At 71.8% G+C, this 14,620-nt stretch carries 11 protein-coding genes; 7 read left to right on the top strand and 4 right to left on the bottom strand.

The genetic code is table 11. From position 1 onward, the window contains the following. Positions 1-135 precede the first annotated feature (135 nt). Positions 136-1,569, bottom strand: a complete 1,434-nt coding sequence (locus tag ACBJ32_RS27915) for an aldehyde dehydrogenase (protein WP_375129442.1) — start codon at positions 1,567-1,569, stop codon at positions 136-138. A gap of 257 nt (positions 1,570-1,826) precedes the next feature. On the opposite strand from ACBJ32_RS27915, the gene ACBJ32_RS27910 reads away from it, so the two are divergent. Then, entirely contained in the window at positions 1,827-2,723 is an 897-nt protein-coding gene (locus ACBJ32_RS27910) for a hypothetical protein (protein ID WP_357872424.1), read from the top strand. On the opposite strand, the gene ACBJ32_RS27905 is transcribed toward ACBJ32_RS27910, so the two are convergent. Continuing rightward, positions 2,705-4,018: a GH1 family beta-glucosidase gene (locus tag ACBJ32_RS27905; protein ID WP_375129213.1), complete on the bottom strand. Its 1,314-nt coding sequence runs from the start codon at positions 4,016-4,018 to the stop codon at positions 2,705-2,707. The genes ACBJ32_RS27910 and ACBJ32_RS27905 overlap by 19 nt on opposite strands. An 86-nt stretch (positions 4,019-4,104) precedes the next feature. Between ACBJ32_RS27905 and ACBJ32_RS27900 the strand changes: the two genes are divergently transcribed. After that, positions 4,105-4,731 carry a TetR/AcrR family transcriptional regulator gene (locus ACBJ32_RS27900; RefSeq protein WP_357872429.1) on the top strand — a complete coding sequence of 209 codons (627 nt, stop codon included), beginning with the start codon at positions 4,105-4,107 and terminating at the stop codon, positions 4,729-4,731. Positions 4,732-4,784: 53 nt separating this feature from the next. On the opposite strand, the gene ACBJ32_RS27895 is transcribed toward ACBJ32_RS27900, so the two are convergent. Then, entirely contained in the window at positions 4,785-5,708 is a 924-nt protein-coding gene (locus ACBJ32_RS27895) for an aldo/keto reductase (RefSeq protein ID WP_375129212.1), read from the bottom strand. An 81-nt stretch (positions 5,709-5,789) separates the two neighbouring features. Between ACBJ32_RS27895 and ACBJ32_RS27890 the strand changes: the two genes are divergently transcribed. Together ACBJ32_RS27890 and ACBJ32_RS27885 are read left to right on the top strand one after the other, a co-directional pair. Beyond that, positions 5,790-6,149 carry a MerR family transcriptional regulator gene (locus tag ACBJ32_RS27890; RefSeq protein WP_375129211.1) on the top strand — a complete coding sequence of 120 codons (360 nt, stop codon included), beginning with the start codon at positions 5,790-5,792 and terminating at the stop codon, positions 6,147-6,149. A 36-nt stretch (positions 6,150-6,185) separates the two neighbouring features. Beyond that, positions 6,186-7,658 carry a penicillin-binding transpeptidase domain-containing protein gene (locus tag ACBJ32_RS27885; RefSeq protein ID WP_375129210.1) on the top strand — a complete coding sequence of 491 codons (1,473 nt, stop codon included), beginning with the start codon at positions 6,186-6,188 and terminating at the stop codon, positions 7,656-7,658. 43 nt (positions 7,659-7,701) lie between these two features. Here the strand turns inward: ACBJ32_RS27885 and ACBJ32_RS27880 are convergent, their stop codons facing one another. Continuing rightward, positions 7,702-9,564 carry an ABC transporter ATP-binding protein gene (locus ACBJ32_RS27880; protein WP_375129209.1) on the bottom strand — a complete coding sequence of 621 codons (1,863 nt, stop codon included), beginning with the start codon at positions 9,562-9,564 and terminating at the stop codon, positions 7,702-7,704. Between the two features lie 85 nt (positions 9,565-9,649). Here ACBJ32_RS27880 and ACBJ32_RS27875 point away from each other — a divergent pair, with 85 nt between their 5' ends. The 3 genes from ACBJ32_RS27875 to ACBJ32_RS27865 all read left to right on the top strand — a co-directional run bounded on the left by ACBJ32_RS27875 (position 9,650) and on the right by ACBJ32_RS27865 (position 14,582). After that, positions 9,650-12,016 (top strand): LuxR C-terminal-related transcriptional regulator, encoded by a 2,367-nt coding sequence (locus tag ACBJ32_RS27875; RefSeq protein WP_375129208.1) that lies wholly within the window; start codon positions 9,650-9,652, stop codon positions 12,014-12,016. A gap of 349 nt (positions 12,017-12,365) precedes the next feature. Continuing rightward, entirely contained in the window at positions 12,366-13,139 is a 774-nt protein-coding gene (locus ACBJ32_RS27870) for an AMP-binding protein (protein WP_375129207.1), read from the top strand. A 147-nt stretch (positions 13,140-13,286) separates the two neighbouring features. After that, complete coding sequence (locus ACBJ32_RS27865) at positions 13,287-14,582, top strand: extracellular solute-binding protein (protein WP_357872449.1); 1,296 nt, start codon at positions 13,287-13,289, stop codon at positions 14,580-14,582. The last annotated feature ends 38 nt before the right edge of the window (positions 14,583-14,620 follow it).

Genomic DNA, 14,620 nt, shown 5'->3' with positions numbered 1-14,620 from the left:
AAACCGCCGGTGCGGTGGACGTGGGACATACTGCTGTAGTCGGGCGGTAGCCCAGCGTCGCGGGGGCGCGCTGGGTCACCATCCGCGAAGAGGGCCCCGCCGTGGGTGGCGGGGCCCTCCGCTTCGTGCGGAACCTCAGCCGAGCCGGCTGATCGTCTTGTACTCCAGGTAGCTGTTGAGGCCCTCGGGGCCCAGCTCGCGGCCGATGCCGCTGGCCTTGTAACCGCCGAAGGGCGCGTTGGTCTCCAGCATGAAGCAGTTCACGCCGTACGTGCCCGTGCGGACCTGGCGGGCCACCTCCATGCCGTGGTCGGCGTCGGCCGTCCAGACCGTGCCGGCCAGGCCGTAATCGCTGTCGTTGGCGATGCGGACGGCGTCGGCCTCGTCCTCGTACGGGATCACGGCCAGGACCGGGCCGAAGATCTCCTCGCGGGCGATGCGCATGTCGTTGCTGACGCCCGCGAAGACGGTGGGCGCGACGTACCAGCCCCTGTCGTACGGCCGGTCGAGCCCGCCCACCACGATCTTGGCGCCCTCGTCCATGCCGAGCTTGATGTAACCCTCCACCCGCTCCTGCTGCCGCTTGGCCACCAGCGGGCCGATGCCGGTCGTGGCGTCCGCGGGGTCGCCGACGGCCTGGGAGCTCACCATGCCCGCGATCGCGTCCACGACCTCGTCGTAGCGGTTGCGGGAGGCCAGGATGCGGGTCTGCGCGACGCACGCCTGGCCGTTGTTCATGAGGGAGGCCATCGACAGGAAGCCCATGCTGGCGGCCAGGTCGGCGTCGTCCAGGATGATCGCGGCCGACTTGCCGCCCAGCTCCAGGCTGACCCGCTTGAGCTGCTCGCCGCAGACGGCGGCGATGCGCCGTCCGGCGGCCGTGGAGCCGGTGAAGGCCACCTTGTCCACGCCCTTGTGCGAGATCAGGTGCTCGCCGACCTCGCGGCCGGCGACGACGATGTTGAGCACGCCCGCGGGCACGCCGGCCTCGGCCGCCCACTCGGCCAGCAGGTACGCGTCCAGCGGCGTCTCGGGCGCCGGCTTGAGCACGATCGTGCACCCCGCCAGCAGCGCGGGCGCGACCTTGGTCATGGTCACGAACTGCGGGACGTTCCACGGCACCACGGCCGCCACCACGCCCACCGGCTCCCGGCGCACGGTGATCGGGCCGAACAGCCCGGGCCGCTGCTCCTCCTGCTGGAAGGTCTTGCCGAGCTCGGCGTAGTACTGCAGCATGCCGAGCGGCTGCGGCGCCTGCGCGAGGTTGGAGAAGGTGATCGGCGAGCCCATCTCCTCGGTGATGAGCTGGGCCATCTCGCCCTGCCGCTCGTTGTAGATGGCGGCCAGCCGGCCGATCACGCCGGCCCGCTCGGCGAACGTCATCCGCGGCCACGGCCCGTGGTCGAAGGCCTCCCTGGCGGCGGCGACCGCCCGCTCCATGTCCTCGGCGGTGCCGTCGGGCACCCGGCCGACGATCTCCTCGGTGTGGGGCGAGATGACGTCTATCGTCCCGGTGCCCGCTGGGGCCACCCATTCGCCCCCGATGAACAGCTTGTCGTGCTGGCGCATGTCGTGAGCCTCCCGCTTGACCGAATGCTTGCTTGTCTTCGGCATGTCCCAAGGCGACCGAATCATGTTCTGTCCGCCCGCGCAAGAGCCGTGCGGCGCCGGCGCGCCGCGCCCCTCTCGATGACATCAGCGGGAGTCGCCGATTCGGACAAAACCCTACAAGTTTCGCCAAAGGTGCAGCAGTTCGGTCGTTCGGATGACAGAGATCAAGATCATCTTCTATAGTTTCGGTCCGTCTATGAGGGGAGGGGACGGGTGTGAGAATCTGGCGGCTCGCCGTTCTCGTCGCCGTACTCTCCGGGCTGCTCGGACTGCCTGCCCCCGCACCGGCCCTGGCCGATCCCAGCCCAGCCGAGCTGCGCAAGCTCACCAAGCAGGCCGCCCGGCTGAACGAGCTCTACCGCGGCCAGATCCAGAGCCTGGAGGAGATCAGGATCCAGGCCAAGAAGGCCACCGACAACTCCGGCAACCTGCAGGCCCAGCTCAGGGCCGCCCAGGCCGAGGTGAGCCGGATCGCCCAGACCTCCTACATGCTGGGGCCGCTCGACGGCGTACGGCTCCTCACGCCCAGCAGCGACCCGTACGCGATGCTGGGCGGCGCCGCCAACCTGACCTACATGGCCAACGAGCGGGCCGAACGGGTCGAGAGCATCAAGAAGCTCATCGACAAGTCCAACGACGCCAAGCTCAACGCCAACGAGAAGATCGAGAAGCTGCGCAAGGAGATCAAGGCCCTCGAGAACAAGAAGGACGACATCCAGAAGCTGCTGCAGAAGTACGGCTTCCAGCAGCCCGGCGGCGCCGAGGGCCTGACGCCGCGCATGATCAACGTACGCGCTGAGATCATGGCGAACTTCCCCATGAAGTACGGCGTCGGCTGCCTGCGCCCCGGCGACCCGGGCGAGCACGGCAAGGGCCGGGCCTGCGACTTCATGATGTCGAGCGGCGGCAGGATGGCCGGGGGCTCCGACGCGGCCAACGGCGACGCGCTGTCCGCCTGGCTGATCAAGAACGGCCCCCGGCTGGGTGTCATGTACATCATCTGGAAGCAGCGTTACTACGACATCCGCTCAGGCGGCGGCTGGGACCCGATGTCCGACCGCGGCGGCGTGACCGCCAACCACTACGACCACGTTCACGTGTCGGTGTTCTGACCCCTGAGGAACTCCGCGAACCAGTGGTAGGAGCGCTTCGGCGTGCGGCGCTGCGTGTCGAAGTCCACGTGGACCAGGCCGAAGCGCTGGTCGTAACCCTCGGCCCACTCGAAGTTGTCCAGCAGCGACCAGACGAAGTAGCCGCGCACGTCCACCCCCTCGGCCATGGCCTCGCGCATGGCGGCGATGTGCCGGTCGAGGAAGTCGACGCGGGCGGCGTCGTCGATCGTGCCGTCCGCGGCAGGGGCGTCCTCCTGTGAGCAGCCGTTCTCGGTGATCAGGATCGGCGGGAGGGCGGCGCCGTACCGGGTCCGCAGGCCGGTGAGCAGCTCGCGCAGGCCGTCGGGGACGACCGGCCAGCCGAAGGCGGTGGTCGGGTAGCCGCTGACGCCGGCGTCGTCGAACGGCAGCCCGTCGCCGGTCGGGGCGGCGATGCGGGTGGGGTTGTAGTAGTTGACGCCGAGGGCGTCCAGCGGGGTGGCGATGGTCGCCAGGTCGCCGTCGCGGATGAAGTCCAGTGCGGGCGTGTACGCCGACAGGTCCGGATATCTGCCCAGGAGTACCGGGTCGTTGAACAGGCGGTTGTGCAGGATGTCGTACGCGTCGGCCGCCCGCACGTCCGGCTCCTCCCGGGAGGCCGGCCAGACGGGCGTGCAGTTGTTCGTGAGCGCCACCTGGCGGGCGCCGGCCGCCCTGAGCGCCTGGACGGCCAGCCCGTGGCCGAGGAGCTGGTGGTGGGCGGCGGGCAGGGCGCCGGTCAGCAGGGCCCGGCCCGGGGCGTGCACGCCCATGGCGTAGCCGTACGCCATGTGCACGAACGGCTCGTTCAGCGTGATCCACAGCGGGACGCGGTCGGCCAGCCGTCCGGCGGTCACGGCGGCGTACTCGGCGAACAGCTCGCAGACGTCGCGGTTCAGCCAGCCGCCGCGCTCCTCCAGCGCCTGGGGCAGGTCCCAGTGGAACAGCGTCGGCACCGGCTGGATCCCGGCCGCCAGCAGGGCGTCCACCAGCCGGTCGTAGAAGTCCAGGCCCGGCGCGTTCACCTGGCCCGAGCCGAGGGGCAGCACGCGCGGCCAGGCGATCGAGAAGCGGTAGGCGTTCACGCCGAGCCCCGCCATGAGGGCGACGTCCTCGCGCCAGCGGTGGTAGTGGTCGCACGCCACGTCGCCGGTCTGCCCGCGGCTGGTGCGGCCGGGCTCGTGGGAGAAGGTGTCCCAGATGGAGGCGCCCCTGCCGTCCTCGCCGGTCGCGCCCTCGATCTGGTAGGCCGCCGTCGCCGTGCCCCACAAGAACATTCCCGCCTCCTACGTGAGGGTGGCTCATGTTATCCCGCGGTCAAAGACTCTGACTCATCGTGGCGGCGATGCGCAAGGATGGAGGCATGACCAGTACCCTGCGCCGCCGACCCGCTCAGCGCCGGAGCGTCGAGCGAGTGGAGCGGATGCTCGACGAGTGCGCGCTCCTGCTCGACGAGGTCGGCTACGATGCGCTGACCACGAAGGAGGTAGCGCGCCGGGCCGAGGTGCCCATCGGCACCTTCTACCAGTTCTTCCACGACAAGCAGGGGCTGGTGCGGGCGCTGGCGCGGCGCAACCTCGAGGCGTTCCTGCAGCGCATCATCGAGCTCATCCCCACGGCCGACCTCGGCCACTGGACGGATCTGGCCGATCTGGCCATCGACGAGTTCGTCGACATGAAGCGCACCACCCCCGGCTTCGCCGTGGTCGACTTCGGCGAGGTGCTCGGCGCCCCCGGCGACGGCGGCAAGTGGGCGCTCGACGAGACGCAGGAGAACAACGTCGTGGTGGCCGAGCGCCTGCGCGCCCTGTCGATGGAGCTGCTCGACGCCCCCGTCGGCCCCGGGCTCGACCGGGCGCTGGTGGTGGCGGTCGAGGCCACCGACGCCGTACTCAAGCTGGCCTTCCGCGTCGATCCCGCCGGCGACCCCGAGCTCATCGCCGAATGCAAGCAGCTGGTCCGCCGCTACCTGGCGGACCACCTGCCCTGACGTCGCCCAGGAGGCGGCTGGGCGGGTGGTGGCGGCTGTCAGGAGGCGGTGGCTCAGGCGGCGGCGTCCATGCGGGCGCGCAGCTCGTCGTCCAGCTTGAGGTCCGCCGCCCCGATCGCCTCCTCCAGCTGCTCCATCGTGGAGACCCCCACGATCGGCACGATGCCACCGGCCATCAGCCAGGCCAGCACCACCTGGTTCGGGGTCGCGCCCAGCTCGCCGGCCACCTCCCGCAGCACGGCCAGGCGGCGCGTCGTGCCCGGGTGGTCGTAGATCTCCGGGATGGTCCGGTCGGGCCGCGTGTAGGCGCCGAACATCAGCGTGTTGTACGCCCACAGCGTCAGGTCCGGCTCGGCCGCCAGGTAGCCCAGCAGGTCGTCCGACACCAGCGTGTGCCCCGACTCGGGGAGCCTGGTGCCCGGGCGCGGGCGCAGGTAGGTGTGGCGCTGCTGCACGTAGGTGTAGGGGATCCAGCCGCGGGCCGCGGAGACGTTCCTGGCCCGCTCCAGCCGCCAGGCCGGCATGTTGCTCGCGCCGATGGCCCGGACCTTGCCGGCCCGGGCCAGCTCGTCGAACGCCCCCAGAGTCTCCTCGAACGGGACGGAACGGTCCTCGATGTGCGACCAATACACATCGATGTAGTCCGTCCCCAATCTCGTGAGGCTGCCCTCCGCGCCCTTGGCGATCGCGGCCGCGGACAGGCCCTCCGCCGAGTCCAGGGTGAGGTCACCGGGGACGGTGGGGCGGGCGCCGACCTTCGTGCTGATGACGACCTCGTCCCGGTTGCCGCGGGCGGCCAGCCACGCGCCGATGGCCAGCTCGCTCTCGTCGCCCGTGCGGCCCTCCACCCAGAACGGGTAGTTGTTGGCCGTGTCGAGCCTGGTGCCGCCGGCCTCCACGAAGCGGTCCAGGATGGCGAAGGTGGTGTCCAGGTCGACGGCGGTGCCGAACGGGATCGTGCCCAGTGCGATGTCCATGGCGCAGACTCTGGGACCTGGAGCGCACTCCATGTCAAGCCGGTTGACCTGGAGTGCGCTCCAGGTGAGATTCTTGGCTACGTGAGCGTGTACACACCTGCGGAAGTCGTCGAGGAGACCGGGTTCAGCATCGACACCCTCCGCTACTACGAGAAGATCGGCCTGCTGGAGCGCGTCGACCGCAACGCGGCCGGGCAGCGCAGGTTCAGCCAGGAGGACGTCGGCTGGCTGGGCATGGTCCGCTGCCTGCGCGACACGGGCATGCCCATCGCCACGATGCTGCGCTTCGCCGAGCTCGTACGGGCGGGCGACCACACCATCCCCGACCGCATCAAGCTCCTGGAAGAGCACGACCGGCAGGTCCAGGCCCAGATCGCGAACCTCGCCGAGCGCCAGAGCTACATCCACCACAAGATTTCCTACTACCGCAGCCTCCTGTAGCCCTGCCTTTGCGGCCCGGTTGCTACACCTCGATCCATGGCTGGATCGAGGGGGAGGCGGCGCGACGTCCCGCTGAGCCGGGTCGCCACACTGTGCGCCGCGATGTTGTTCGCCCTGCTCGCGCACATCACGCTCATCCAGGCGTTCGGCTCGCACGCGCTCAACGCCGACCGCAGGAACGAGCGCACGCTGATCGACAGGTACGGCCGCCCGCGCGGCGACATCCTCACCCACGACGGCACCCCCATCGCCACCAGCCTGGCCACCGGCGGCCCGTACCGGTACCGGCGCGCCTACCCCCGGGGCGAGGAGTACGCCGCCGTCACCGGGCACGTGTCGCTGCACCGCACGACCGGCATCGAGCAGGCGCAGGACGCGGTGCTGTCCGGCGACGACGCCAAGGTCAGGGTCAGGTCGCTGGTCGGGGACGGGGCCGTCGGAGGGGCCGACGTCCGGCTGACGATCCGCGACCGGGTGCAGCGGGCGGCGTACCAGGGACTGCGGACCGCGGGCATCCCGGGGGCGGTGGTGGCACTCGACCCCGCCACCGGGGCGGTGCTGGGGCTGGCCACGTACCCGACGTACGACCCGAACGCGCTGACCACCTTCGACCGGAGGCTGCTGGCCGACACCGCTCGGCGGCTCCGGCAGGCGCCCTCGCAACCCCTGCTCAACCGGGCGCTGAACCAGCTCTATCCGCCCGGGTCCACGTTCAAGCTCGTCACCGCGGCGGCGGCGCTGGCGTCCGGCGAGTACACGCCGGCGGGCCCGGTGCACGCGCCCGCCCGGCTGCGGCTGCCGGGGGCGCCGGCGTACCTGGAGACCGGGCGGTGCGGGAACGGGCGGCCGACGCTCGCGTACGCGTTCCAGGCGTCCTGCGACACCGCCTTCGCCGCCATCGGGCTGCAACTCGGGCAGGACCTGCTGCGGGATCAGGCGGAGGCGTTCGGGTTCAACGCGGGCCAGCTGCGGATCCCGCTGCTCGCGACGCCCAGCCGGTATCCGACGGTCGTGGACAGGACCCAGATGGCGCTGGCGGCCATCGGGCACCACGACAGCCGGGTGACGCCGCTGATGGTGGCCATGCTGTCGGCGGCCGTGGCGAACAACGGGCTGTTGATGCGGCCGTACCTGGTGGAGGAGGCCCGGCTGCCGGACGGGGCGGTCATCAACCGGGCCTCGCCCGTGCCGTACCGGACCGTCGTGCCGCCGCTGCTGGCGCGGTACCTGGCGGCCATGATGACGGCCGCCTCGCCCGCCTCCGGGAAGGGGTCCAGGGCCGGGACGGGGATGCCTGAGGTGGGCGGGGTGCCCGGGGCGCCCGGCGTGCGCATGGCGGCCAAGACGGCCGCGTCGGAGGGGGTGCCGGGGGAGAACGCCGTGATCACGGCCTTCGCGCCCGCGGAGGCGCCTGAGGTGGCCGTGGGGGTGGTGCTGGAGCGGCCGGGGGATCGGGTGGACGCCGTGGCCGCCATCGCCCGTGCCGTCATCCAGGCCGCGCTGCGGTGAGCCGGGTCTGCGCGCAGGCCGCGGCCCAGGGCCCTGGCGACTGTCAGCGGTAGGCGGCGGCCTGGAGGGTGTAGAGGTCGGCGTAGAGGCCGTCGAGGGACATGAGGGTGTCGTGGTCGCCCTGTTCGGTGATCTCGCCGTGGTCGAGGACGTAGATGCGGTCGGCGTAGCGGACGCTGGCCAGGCGGTGGGTGATGAGCAGGACGGTGCGGCCGTCGGCGTGGTGGCGGATGCGTTCGAAGAGGGCGTGTTCGGCGCGGGCGTCGAGGGCGGCGGTGGGTTCGTCGCAGATGAGCAGGTCGGCGTCGCGGTGGAAGCCGCGGGCGACGGCGATGCGCTGCCACTGACCGCCGGACAGTTCGCAGCCGTCCTTGAAGCGGCGGTCGAGCAGGGTGCGGTAGCCGTGCGGGAGGCCGGCGATGACCTCGTCGGCGCCGGCGACCGCGGCGGCGGCGTGCAGGGCGGGCTCGCCCTTGCCGGTGCCCATGGTGATGTTGTAGCGGGCGGTCAGCGGCCAGCGGGTGTGGTCCTGGGCGATGACGGCGGTGCGCAGGCGGAGGGCTTCGGGGCTGACCTGGCGCAGGTCGGTGTCGTCCCAGTGGACGGTGCCGGTGTCGGGTTCGTACAGGCCGGACAGGATCTTGGCCAGGGTGGTCTTGCCGGAGCCGTTCTCGCCGACGAACGCGATCACCTCGCCCTGCTTGATCTCGATGGACACCCCGCGCAGGGCGGGGGCGGGGGCACCCGGGTAGGAGAAGGTGATGTCGGTGGCCGTGATGCGCTCGAAGGACTCCGGGACGGGAGCGTGGCGGGGGCCGGGGATGCGGTTCTCGGCGTCGGCGCAGAAGTCGAGGAAGTCGGTGAAGTAGAGGCCCTCCTCGTAGAGGCGGTTGGTGGCGTACATGAGCCGGCCGAGCGATCCCTGGGCCGAGCGGATGGCCAGGACGGCGGTGCCGGCCACCGCCAGGGGGATCGCGGCGACGGCCAGCAGGACGCCGAGCGCTATGTAGACGAGCGCGGCGCCGAGGCCGCCCAGGGCCTCGCCCGCCAGGCGGGCCAGGGTCTGGCGGCGGGCCAGGCCGAGCAGGACGTCCTGCTCGGCCTTGGCCACCGCGTCGTACATGCGCAGCAGGAAGCCGCGCATGGTGAAGGAGCGCACCTCCGCGGCGGGATCCCGTTCCGCCAGCAGCTGGCCGATGATCCACTTGCGGCGGTTGGCGGGGATGAGGGAGTACATCGTGGCGTACTGCATGCGGGCGCTGCGTACGGCGGCCCAGGCGTCGGGGAGCACGGCCAGGAGGAGGAGCGGCAGCAGGACGGGGTGCAGCACGCCCAGCACGCCCGCGACGGCGGCGATGCCGACGGCGGCGGTGACCACGTCGATGGTGCAGGTGACCACCGAGTCGGCCATGGCAGCCCCGCGCAGCCTGGCGCGCTGCAGGGCGTCGTGGAAGTCGGGGTCGTCGTAGGCCACCAGGTTCACGCGGCTGGTCAGGCCGTACAGGCGCTCCTCCGTCAGCCGGGTGACCTGTGGGTCGAGGCGTGACTGCGCCCAGCCGGCGCCGGCCTGCGTGGTCGTGCGCAGCACGGCCGCCCCGGCGACCAGGGCGAGGCTGGGCAGGGCGGCCATGACGCGGTCGGGGGTCGGGCCCTCGCTGAACAGGGCGGTCAGCACGCCGGTGGTGGCCAGGAGACCGAACGCGGTGAACACGCCGCCGAGCAGGTTGAGCACGATCGTGGCCGCCGTGTCGCGAGGGCTGGCCCGCCAGGCCATCCGCATCGCCTGCCTGACCAGGGACGGCAGCTTCCTGGCGATGGTCAGGAAGCCGACCTCCGCCATCTTGTCGGTGTGGGCGTACCACTCGGAGAAGGACATCTCCCCGAGTTCGAGCGGCTCTTCGGCCATGGTGTGAGTGTGCCCACCCGGGGCGGCACTTCTTCATCCGAATATGGTCTGGGCGCGGAGCGTGGTTAGTGACACACTCACAGTGATGCAGCGATTCGCGGACCTCAGCAGCCTCCCGGCGGAGCCGAACCCGTTCGTGGGCCGGGAGGCGGATGTCGACGAGCTCGTCCACCTGATGCGCGTCTCGCGGATCGTGACGCTGTGCGGGGCGGGCGGCATCGGGAAGACCCGGCTGGCCCTGCGGCTGGCCGCCAGGCTGGCCTGCGCGGACGCGGGCGGCGTGTGCGTGAGCGAGCTGGCCGACCTGGAGAAGGGGCAGCTCAGGGAGCAGGTCGCGGCCGCGCTCGGCATCTCGGGCGAGCTGGTGGAGACGATCGGCGACCGGCGCGTGCTGCTGCTGCTCGACAACTGCGAGCCGGTCATCGGGGAGTGCGCCGAGCTCTGCCGCGACCTGCTGCGCGCCTGTCCGGGCGTGACGGTGCTGGCGACCAGCAGGGAGCCGCTGCGGGTGCCGGGCGAGACGGTGTGGCGGGTGCCGCCGCTGTCGGTGGGCGAGGCGGGGGAGGGCGCCGAGAGCGAGGCGGTGCGGTTGTTCGTGGCCCGGGCCACGGCCGCGCGGCCCGGCTTCGAGCTGACCGGCGAGACGCGGCCGCTGGTGGTGGAGCTGTGCCAGGCGCTCGACGGGTTGCCGCTGGCGATCGAGCTGGCCGCCGCCATGGTGCGGGTGCTGTCCGTGGGGCAGCTCGTCGAGCGGCTGGACGACCGGTTCAGGCTGCTGGCGGGCGGCGCCCGTACGGCTCCGGCCCGGCACCGCACGCTCAGGGCGGCGGTGGACTGGAGCTACCGGCTGCTCACCCCGCAGGAGCGGCTGCTGCTGCGCCGTACGGCCGCCTTCCGCTCCGCCTGGACGCTGGACCTGGCCGAATGGGTCTGCTCGGGCCCCGGGCTCGCGGAGGAGGAGGTGCTGCCCCGGCTCTGCGACCTGGTGGACAAGTCGCTGGTCGTGCTCGACGGCGAGGTGGCGGGGCACGCGCGTTACCGGCTGCTGGAGACCGTCCGCGAGTACGCGCTGGAGCAGCTCGCCGAGTCCGGCGAGGAGGCCGAGCTGCGCCGCCGCCATCTGACGGCGCTGGCCAGGCTGGCCGCCGGGTTCAGGGAGTCGCTGGCCCCGGGGGTGCGCACGTCGTGGCCGGTGATCGAGCGCTACGTCAACCTCTTCGACGGCCTCAAGGCCGAGGTGAACTCCGCCTGCGACTGGTCGATCGCCATCGGCATGCCGGAGACCGCGCTCACCCTGCTGACCGACATCCGCTTCCTGCTGATCGGCAGCGGTCGCAAGCTCGACTCGACCGAGCGGCTCGACCGGCTGCTCGCCCTCGACGCCCCGCAGGTGCCGCAGGGGCTGCGCGGGCGGGCCACGATCGTCCGCGGGGAGCTGGCGCTGGCCGCGGGCGACTTCGAGCCGGCCCTGCGGCACGTCCGCGCCGGGCTGGAGCTGTGCTCCGCCGCCGGGGACGTGTACGGCACGGCCCTCGGCACGATCGCGCTGGCCCAGCTCACCGGCGAGCAGGCGGCGATCGACCGGGCGCTCGACACGGCCAGGCGGTCGGGCGATCTCGTCCTGGAGTCGCTGGCCCAGGCCACGAGGGCACGCTACGGCCTGCACCAGGGCCGCCTGCACGAGGCGCGGCGCGCCTACCAGGAGGTGCTGTCGATCAGCGAGGAGCTCGACAACCACTACGGCCGGACCGTCGGCCACATCGGCCTGGCGCAGGTGGCCAGGCGGTCGGGCGACCCCGGCACCGCCAGGCGGCACTACGAGTCGGGGCTGAGCCTGCTGAAGCACGTGGACGCCAGGCAGCAGATCGTGAGCTGCCTGGCCGGGCTCGGCCGGGTGGCGCTGGACGAGGGCGACCTGGCGGAGGCCAGGGCCAGGCTCACCGAGGCGCTGCTGCTCAGCCGCGACGCGGGCCTGCGGGCCGGCATCGCGCGCCGGCTGGAGGCGTGGGCCGCGCTGGTCACGGCCGAGGGCGACCACCGGCGCGCGGTCCTGCTGGTGGCGGCGGCGGTGACGCTGGGCGGGCGGCAGCCGGACGCCCGCACGGAGGATGTGCTGCGGCCGGCCCGCGAGAGCCTCGGCGAGGCCGTCGTCGGCGTGTTGTGGGCGGAGGGCACGCGGTTCACCGCCGACCAGGCCGTGGCCTGCGCGCTCGAGGGCGACCTGCCCGAGCCGCCGGCCGTGCCGGTCGTGCCGGTCCGCCAGGACAGCAGGCTCACGGCCAGGGAGCAGGAGATCGCCGAGCTGGTCGCCAGGGGGCTCAGCAACCGGGGGATCGCCGACGAGCTCGTCATCAGCCCGGCGACCGTGGCCCGGCACGTGGCCAACATCCTGGCGAAGCTGGGCTTCGCCACGCGTACACAGATCGCCGCATGGGTGATCGGCAGCCGGTGAGCCTTCTACACATCGCGCGTACATCGTCGAATGGCCATGTCAGCGCATGTGCGGGCACCCTGTGCACGCCTACCGTTCCCTATGTGATCGACCGCACCGCGCGTACCTCGCCCCTCGCGACGGGGGCGCCGCGGCCGATCGGTCGGGGACGTCACGCGTCCGCGTGGGGCTGGACCTTCTCGGAGGGGTGGGGGTCCGGCTCCGGGCGTGTGACAGCGGGCTCGAGCCGCGCAGGGCTCGGGCCCGCCCACCTGGCGAAGGGAGTGCGGGGTTCCCGCAGGGGAATGCACAGTGGCCTACATACATCGGTGGATGCTCGGGCCGTCCCGGCGGCCGTACGTTGACGGGCATGAGACCCACCGCCTCGGCCACCGGCACCGTGATCCATGAAGTGTTCCGCCGGGCCTACGAGCGCGGCGACCGCCCCGCCCTCATCGACCTGCGCGGCGGCCACGTCCACGGCTACCGCGGGCTGGTGACCGAGGTGACCAGGGCGGCTTCCGGGCTCGTGCGCAGGGGCGCCCGGCGTGACCAGGTGGTGGGCGTGCACGTGTCCACGGCGGGCGCACAGACGCTGGCGGTCCACACGGTGGTGGCCGCCGGCGGGGTGGCGGCGCCGATCGATCCGGGGCTGGGCCCGTACGAGATGGCGGCGTGGTTGCGCGAGTGCGACGCCCGCGTCCTGATCACCACGCCTGACCTGGCGGAGACGGCGATCCTGGCGGCCGAGGAGTCGCGGGTGCGCCAGGTCGTCTCGCTGGGCCCGGCGCTCGACACGATCGACTTCCGCTGCCTGCTCACGCTGGAGCCCACCGCGCTGCCCGCGCTCGACGCCAAGCGCCAGCTCGCCGTGCTCCTGGCCGACGGCGCCCGCCTGTCCCACGCGGACCTGCTGGCCAGGATGGCCGCGCTCGACCTCCCGGTACACCTGTCCGAGACGGACGTGGTGCTGGCCACGTGGCCGCCCGACGGCGGCTGCGGCCTGCTCGCGATGGTCGGGCTCGGCGTGTCGAAGGGCGCGCTGGTGGTGGCCGCGGACGGCGGCGATCTTGACGGCACCCGCCACGACTTCGGCGTCACGGTCGTGACGAGGGCCGACGGCACGCTGGAGCGCGTCGGCTGAGGTCGCGTGTTCGGCAGCGCTCCGTCGAGGATGCGGAGCTGTTACCGCCCATCCCTTGACGACCCGCGGCCCGAAGTGGGTTGATAGCCGTTGTTGACAACGTTGTCAAATCACCAACTTCGGGGGATTTCGAAGGGATGGTGTGGAATGCGACGGTGGTTAGCGGCCGTATCGATCACGATGGCGAGTGTGCTCGGCCTGGCGGCCTGTGGAGGCGGTGGCGGAGGGCAGGCCACTCAGGCGCCCGCCGCGAGCGGCGGCGGGAAGCAGCAGGTTGAGGTCTTCTCCTGGTGGACGGGTCCGGGCGAGGCCGACGGCCTGCAGGCGATGAGAAAGCTCTTCGAGCAACAGAACCCGAACCTCACCTTCTTCGACGCGGCGGTGGCCGGCGGCTCCGGCGACAAGGCCAAGGCGCTGCTGCAGTCGAAGCTCCAGGCGAACACCCCGCCCGACACCTTCCAGGGCCACGCGGGCGCCGAGTTGCAGGGCTACATCAAGGCGGGCAACCTGGAGGACCTCACCCCGCTCTACGACGAGCTCAAGCTCAAGGACGTCTTCCCCGCCCAGCTCGTCGAGCAGATCAGCGTCGACGGCAAGATCTACTCCGTGCCGGTGAACATCCACCGCTCGAACGTCCTGTGGTTCAACCCCGCCGTGCTCAAGGACGCCGGGGTCGCCGCCGCGCCGAAGACGATCGAGGAGTTCATCGCGGCGCTGGAGAAGGTCAAGGCCAAGGGCAAGATCCCGCTGTCGATCGGGTCGGAGTGGACGGTCACCCACCTGATGGAGAGCGTGCTGCTCGGCACGCTCGGTGCCGACGCGTACAACGCCCTGTTCAAGCCGGGCGCCGACTGGAACAGCCCGCAGGTGACCACGGCGCTGACCAACTTCGCCAAGATCATGGAGTACGCGGGCGACCCGCAGGACGACTGGCAGCCCGCGGCCAAGCAGGTGGCCGACGGCCAGGCGGCGTTCAACATCATGGGCGACTGGGCGTACGGCTACTTCCACAACCCGCCGGAGGGCGGCCTGGGCAAGCAGTCGAAGACGGACTTCGACTGGGCGCCCGCGCCGGGCACCGAGGGCACCTACCTGTGGCTGTCCGACAGCTTCACCCTGCCCAAGGGCGCCAAGAACCGTGACGGGGCGATGGCCTGGCTGAAGGTCGCCGCCAGCAAGGAGGGCCAGGACGCCTTCAACCCGAAGAAGGGCTCCATCCCCGCCCGCAAGGACGCCGACCAGTCGCTCTACACCGACTACCTGGCCGACGCGCTGAAGGACTGGTCGAGCAACAAGCTCGCCGGGTCGATCCAGCACGGCGTGGCGGTGAACCAGCCGTGGCTGGCCGCGATCAACGAGGCGGTCGGGCTCTACCTGGGCAGCAAGGACGTCAAGGCGCTGCAGCAGGGGCTGGCCGACGCGGCCACGGCCAACGCCCAGTAATTCGGCACACGGGGGACGGCCGCGGCCGCCCCCCGGAA

Source organism: Nonomuraea sp. GTA35, assembly GCF_041950525.1.
Classification (GTDB): Bacteria; Actinomycetota; Actinomycetes; order Streptosporangiales; family Streptosporangiaceae; genus Nonomuraea.
Note: the sequence above shows the minus strand (reverse complement) of the source record. Positions and strands in the feature narration are given on the sequence as shown.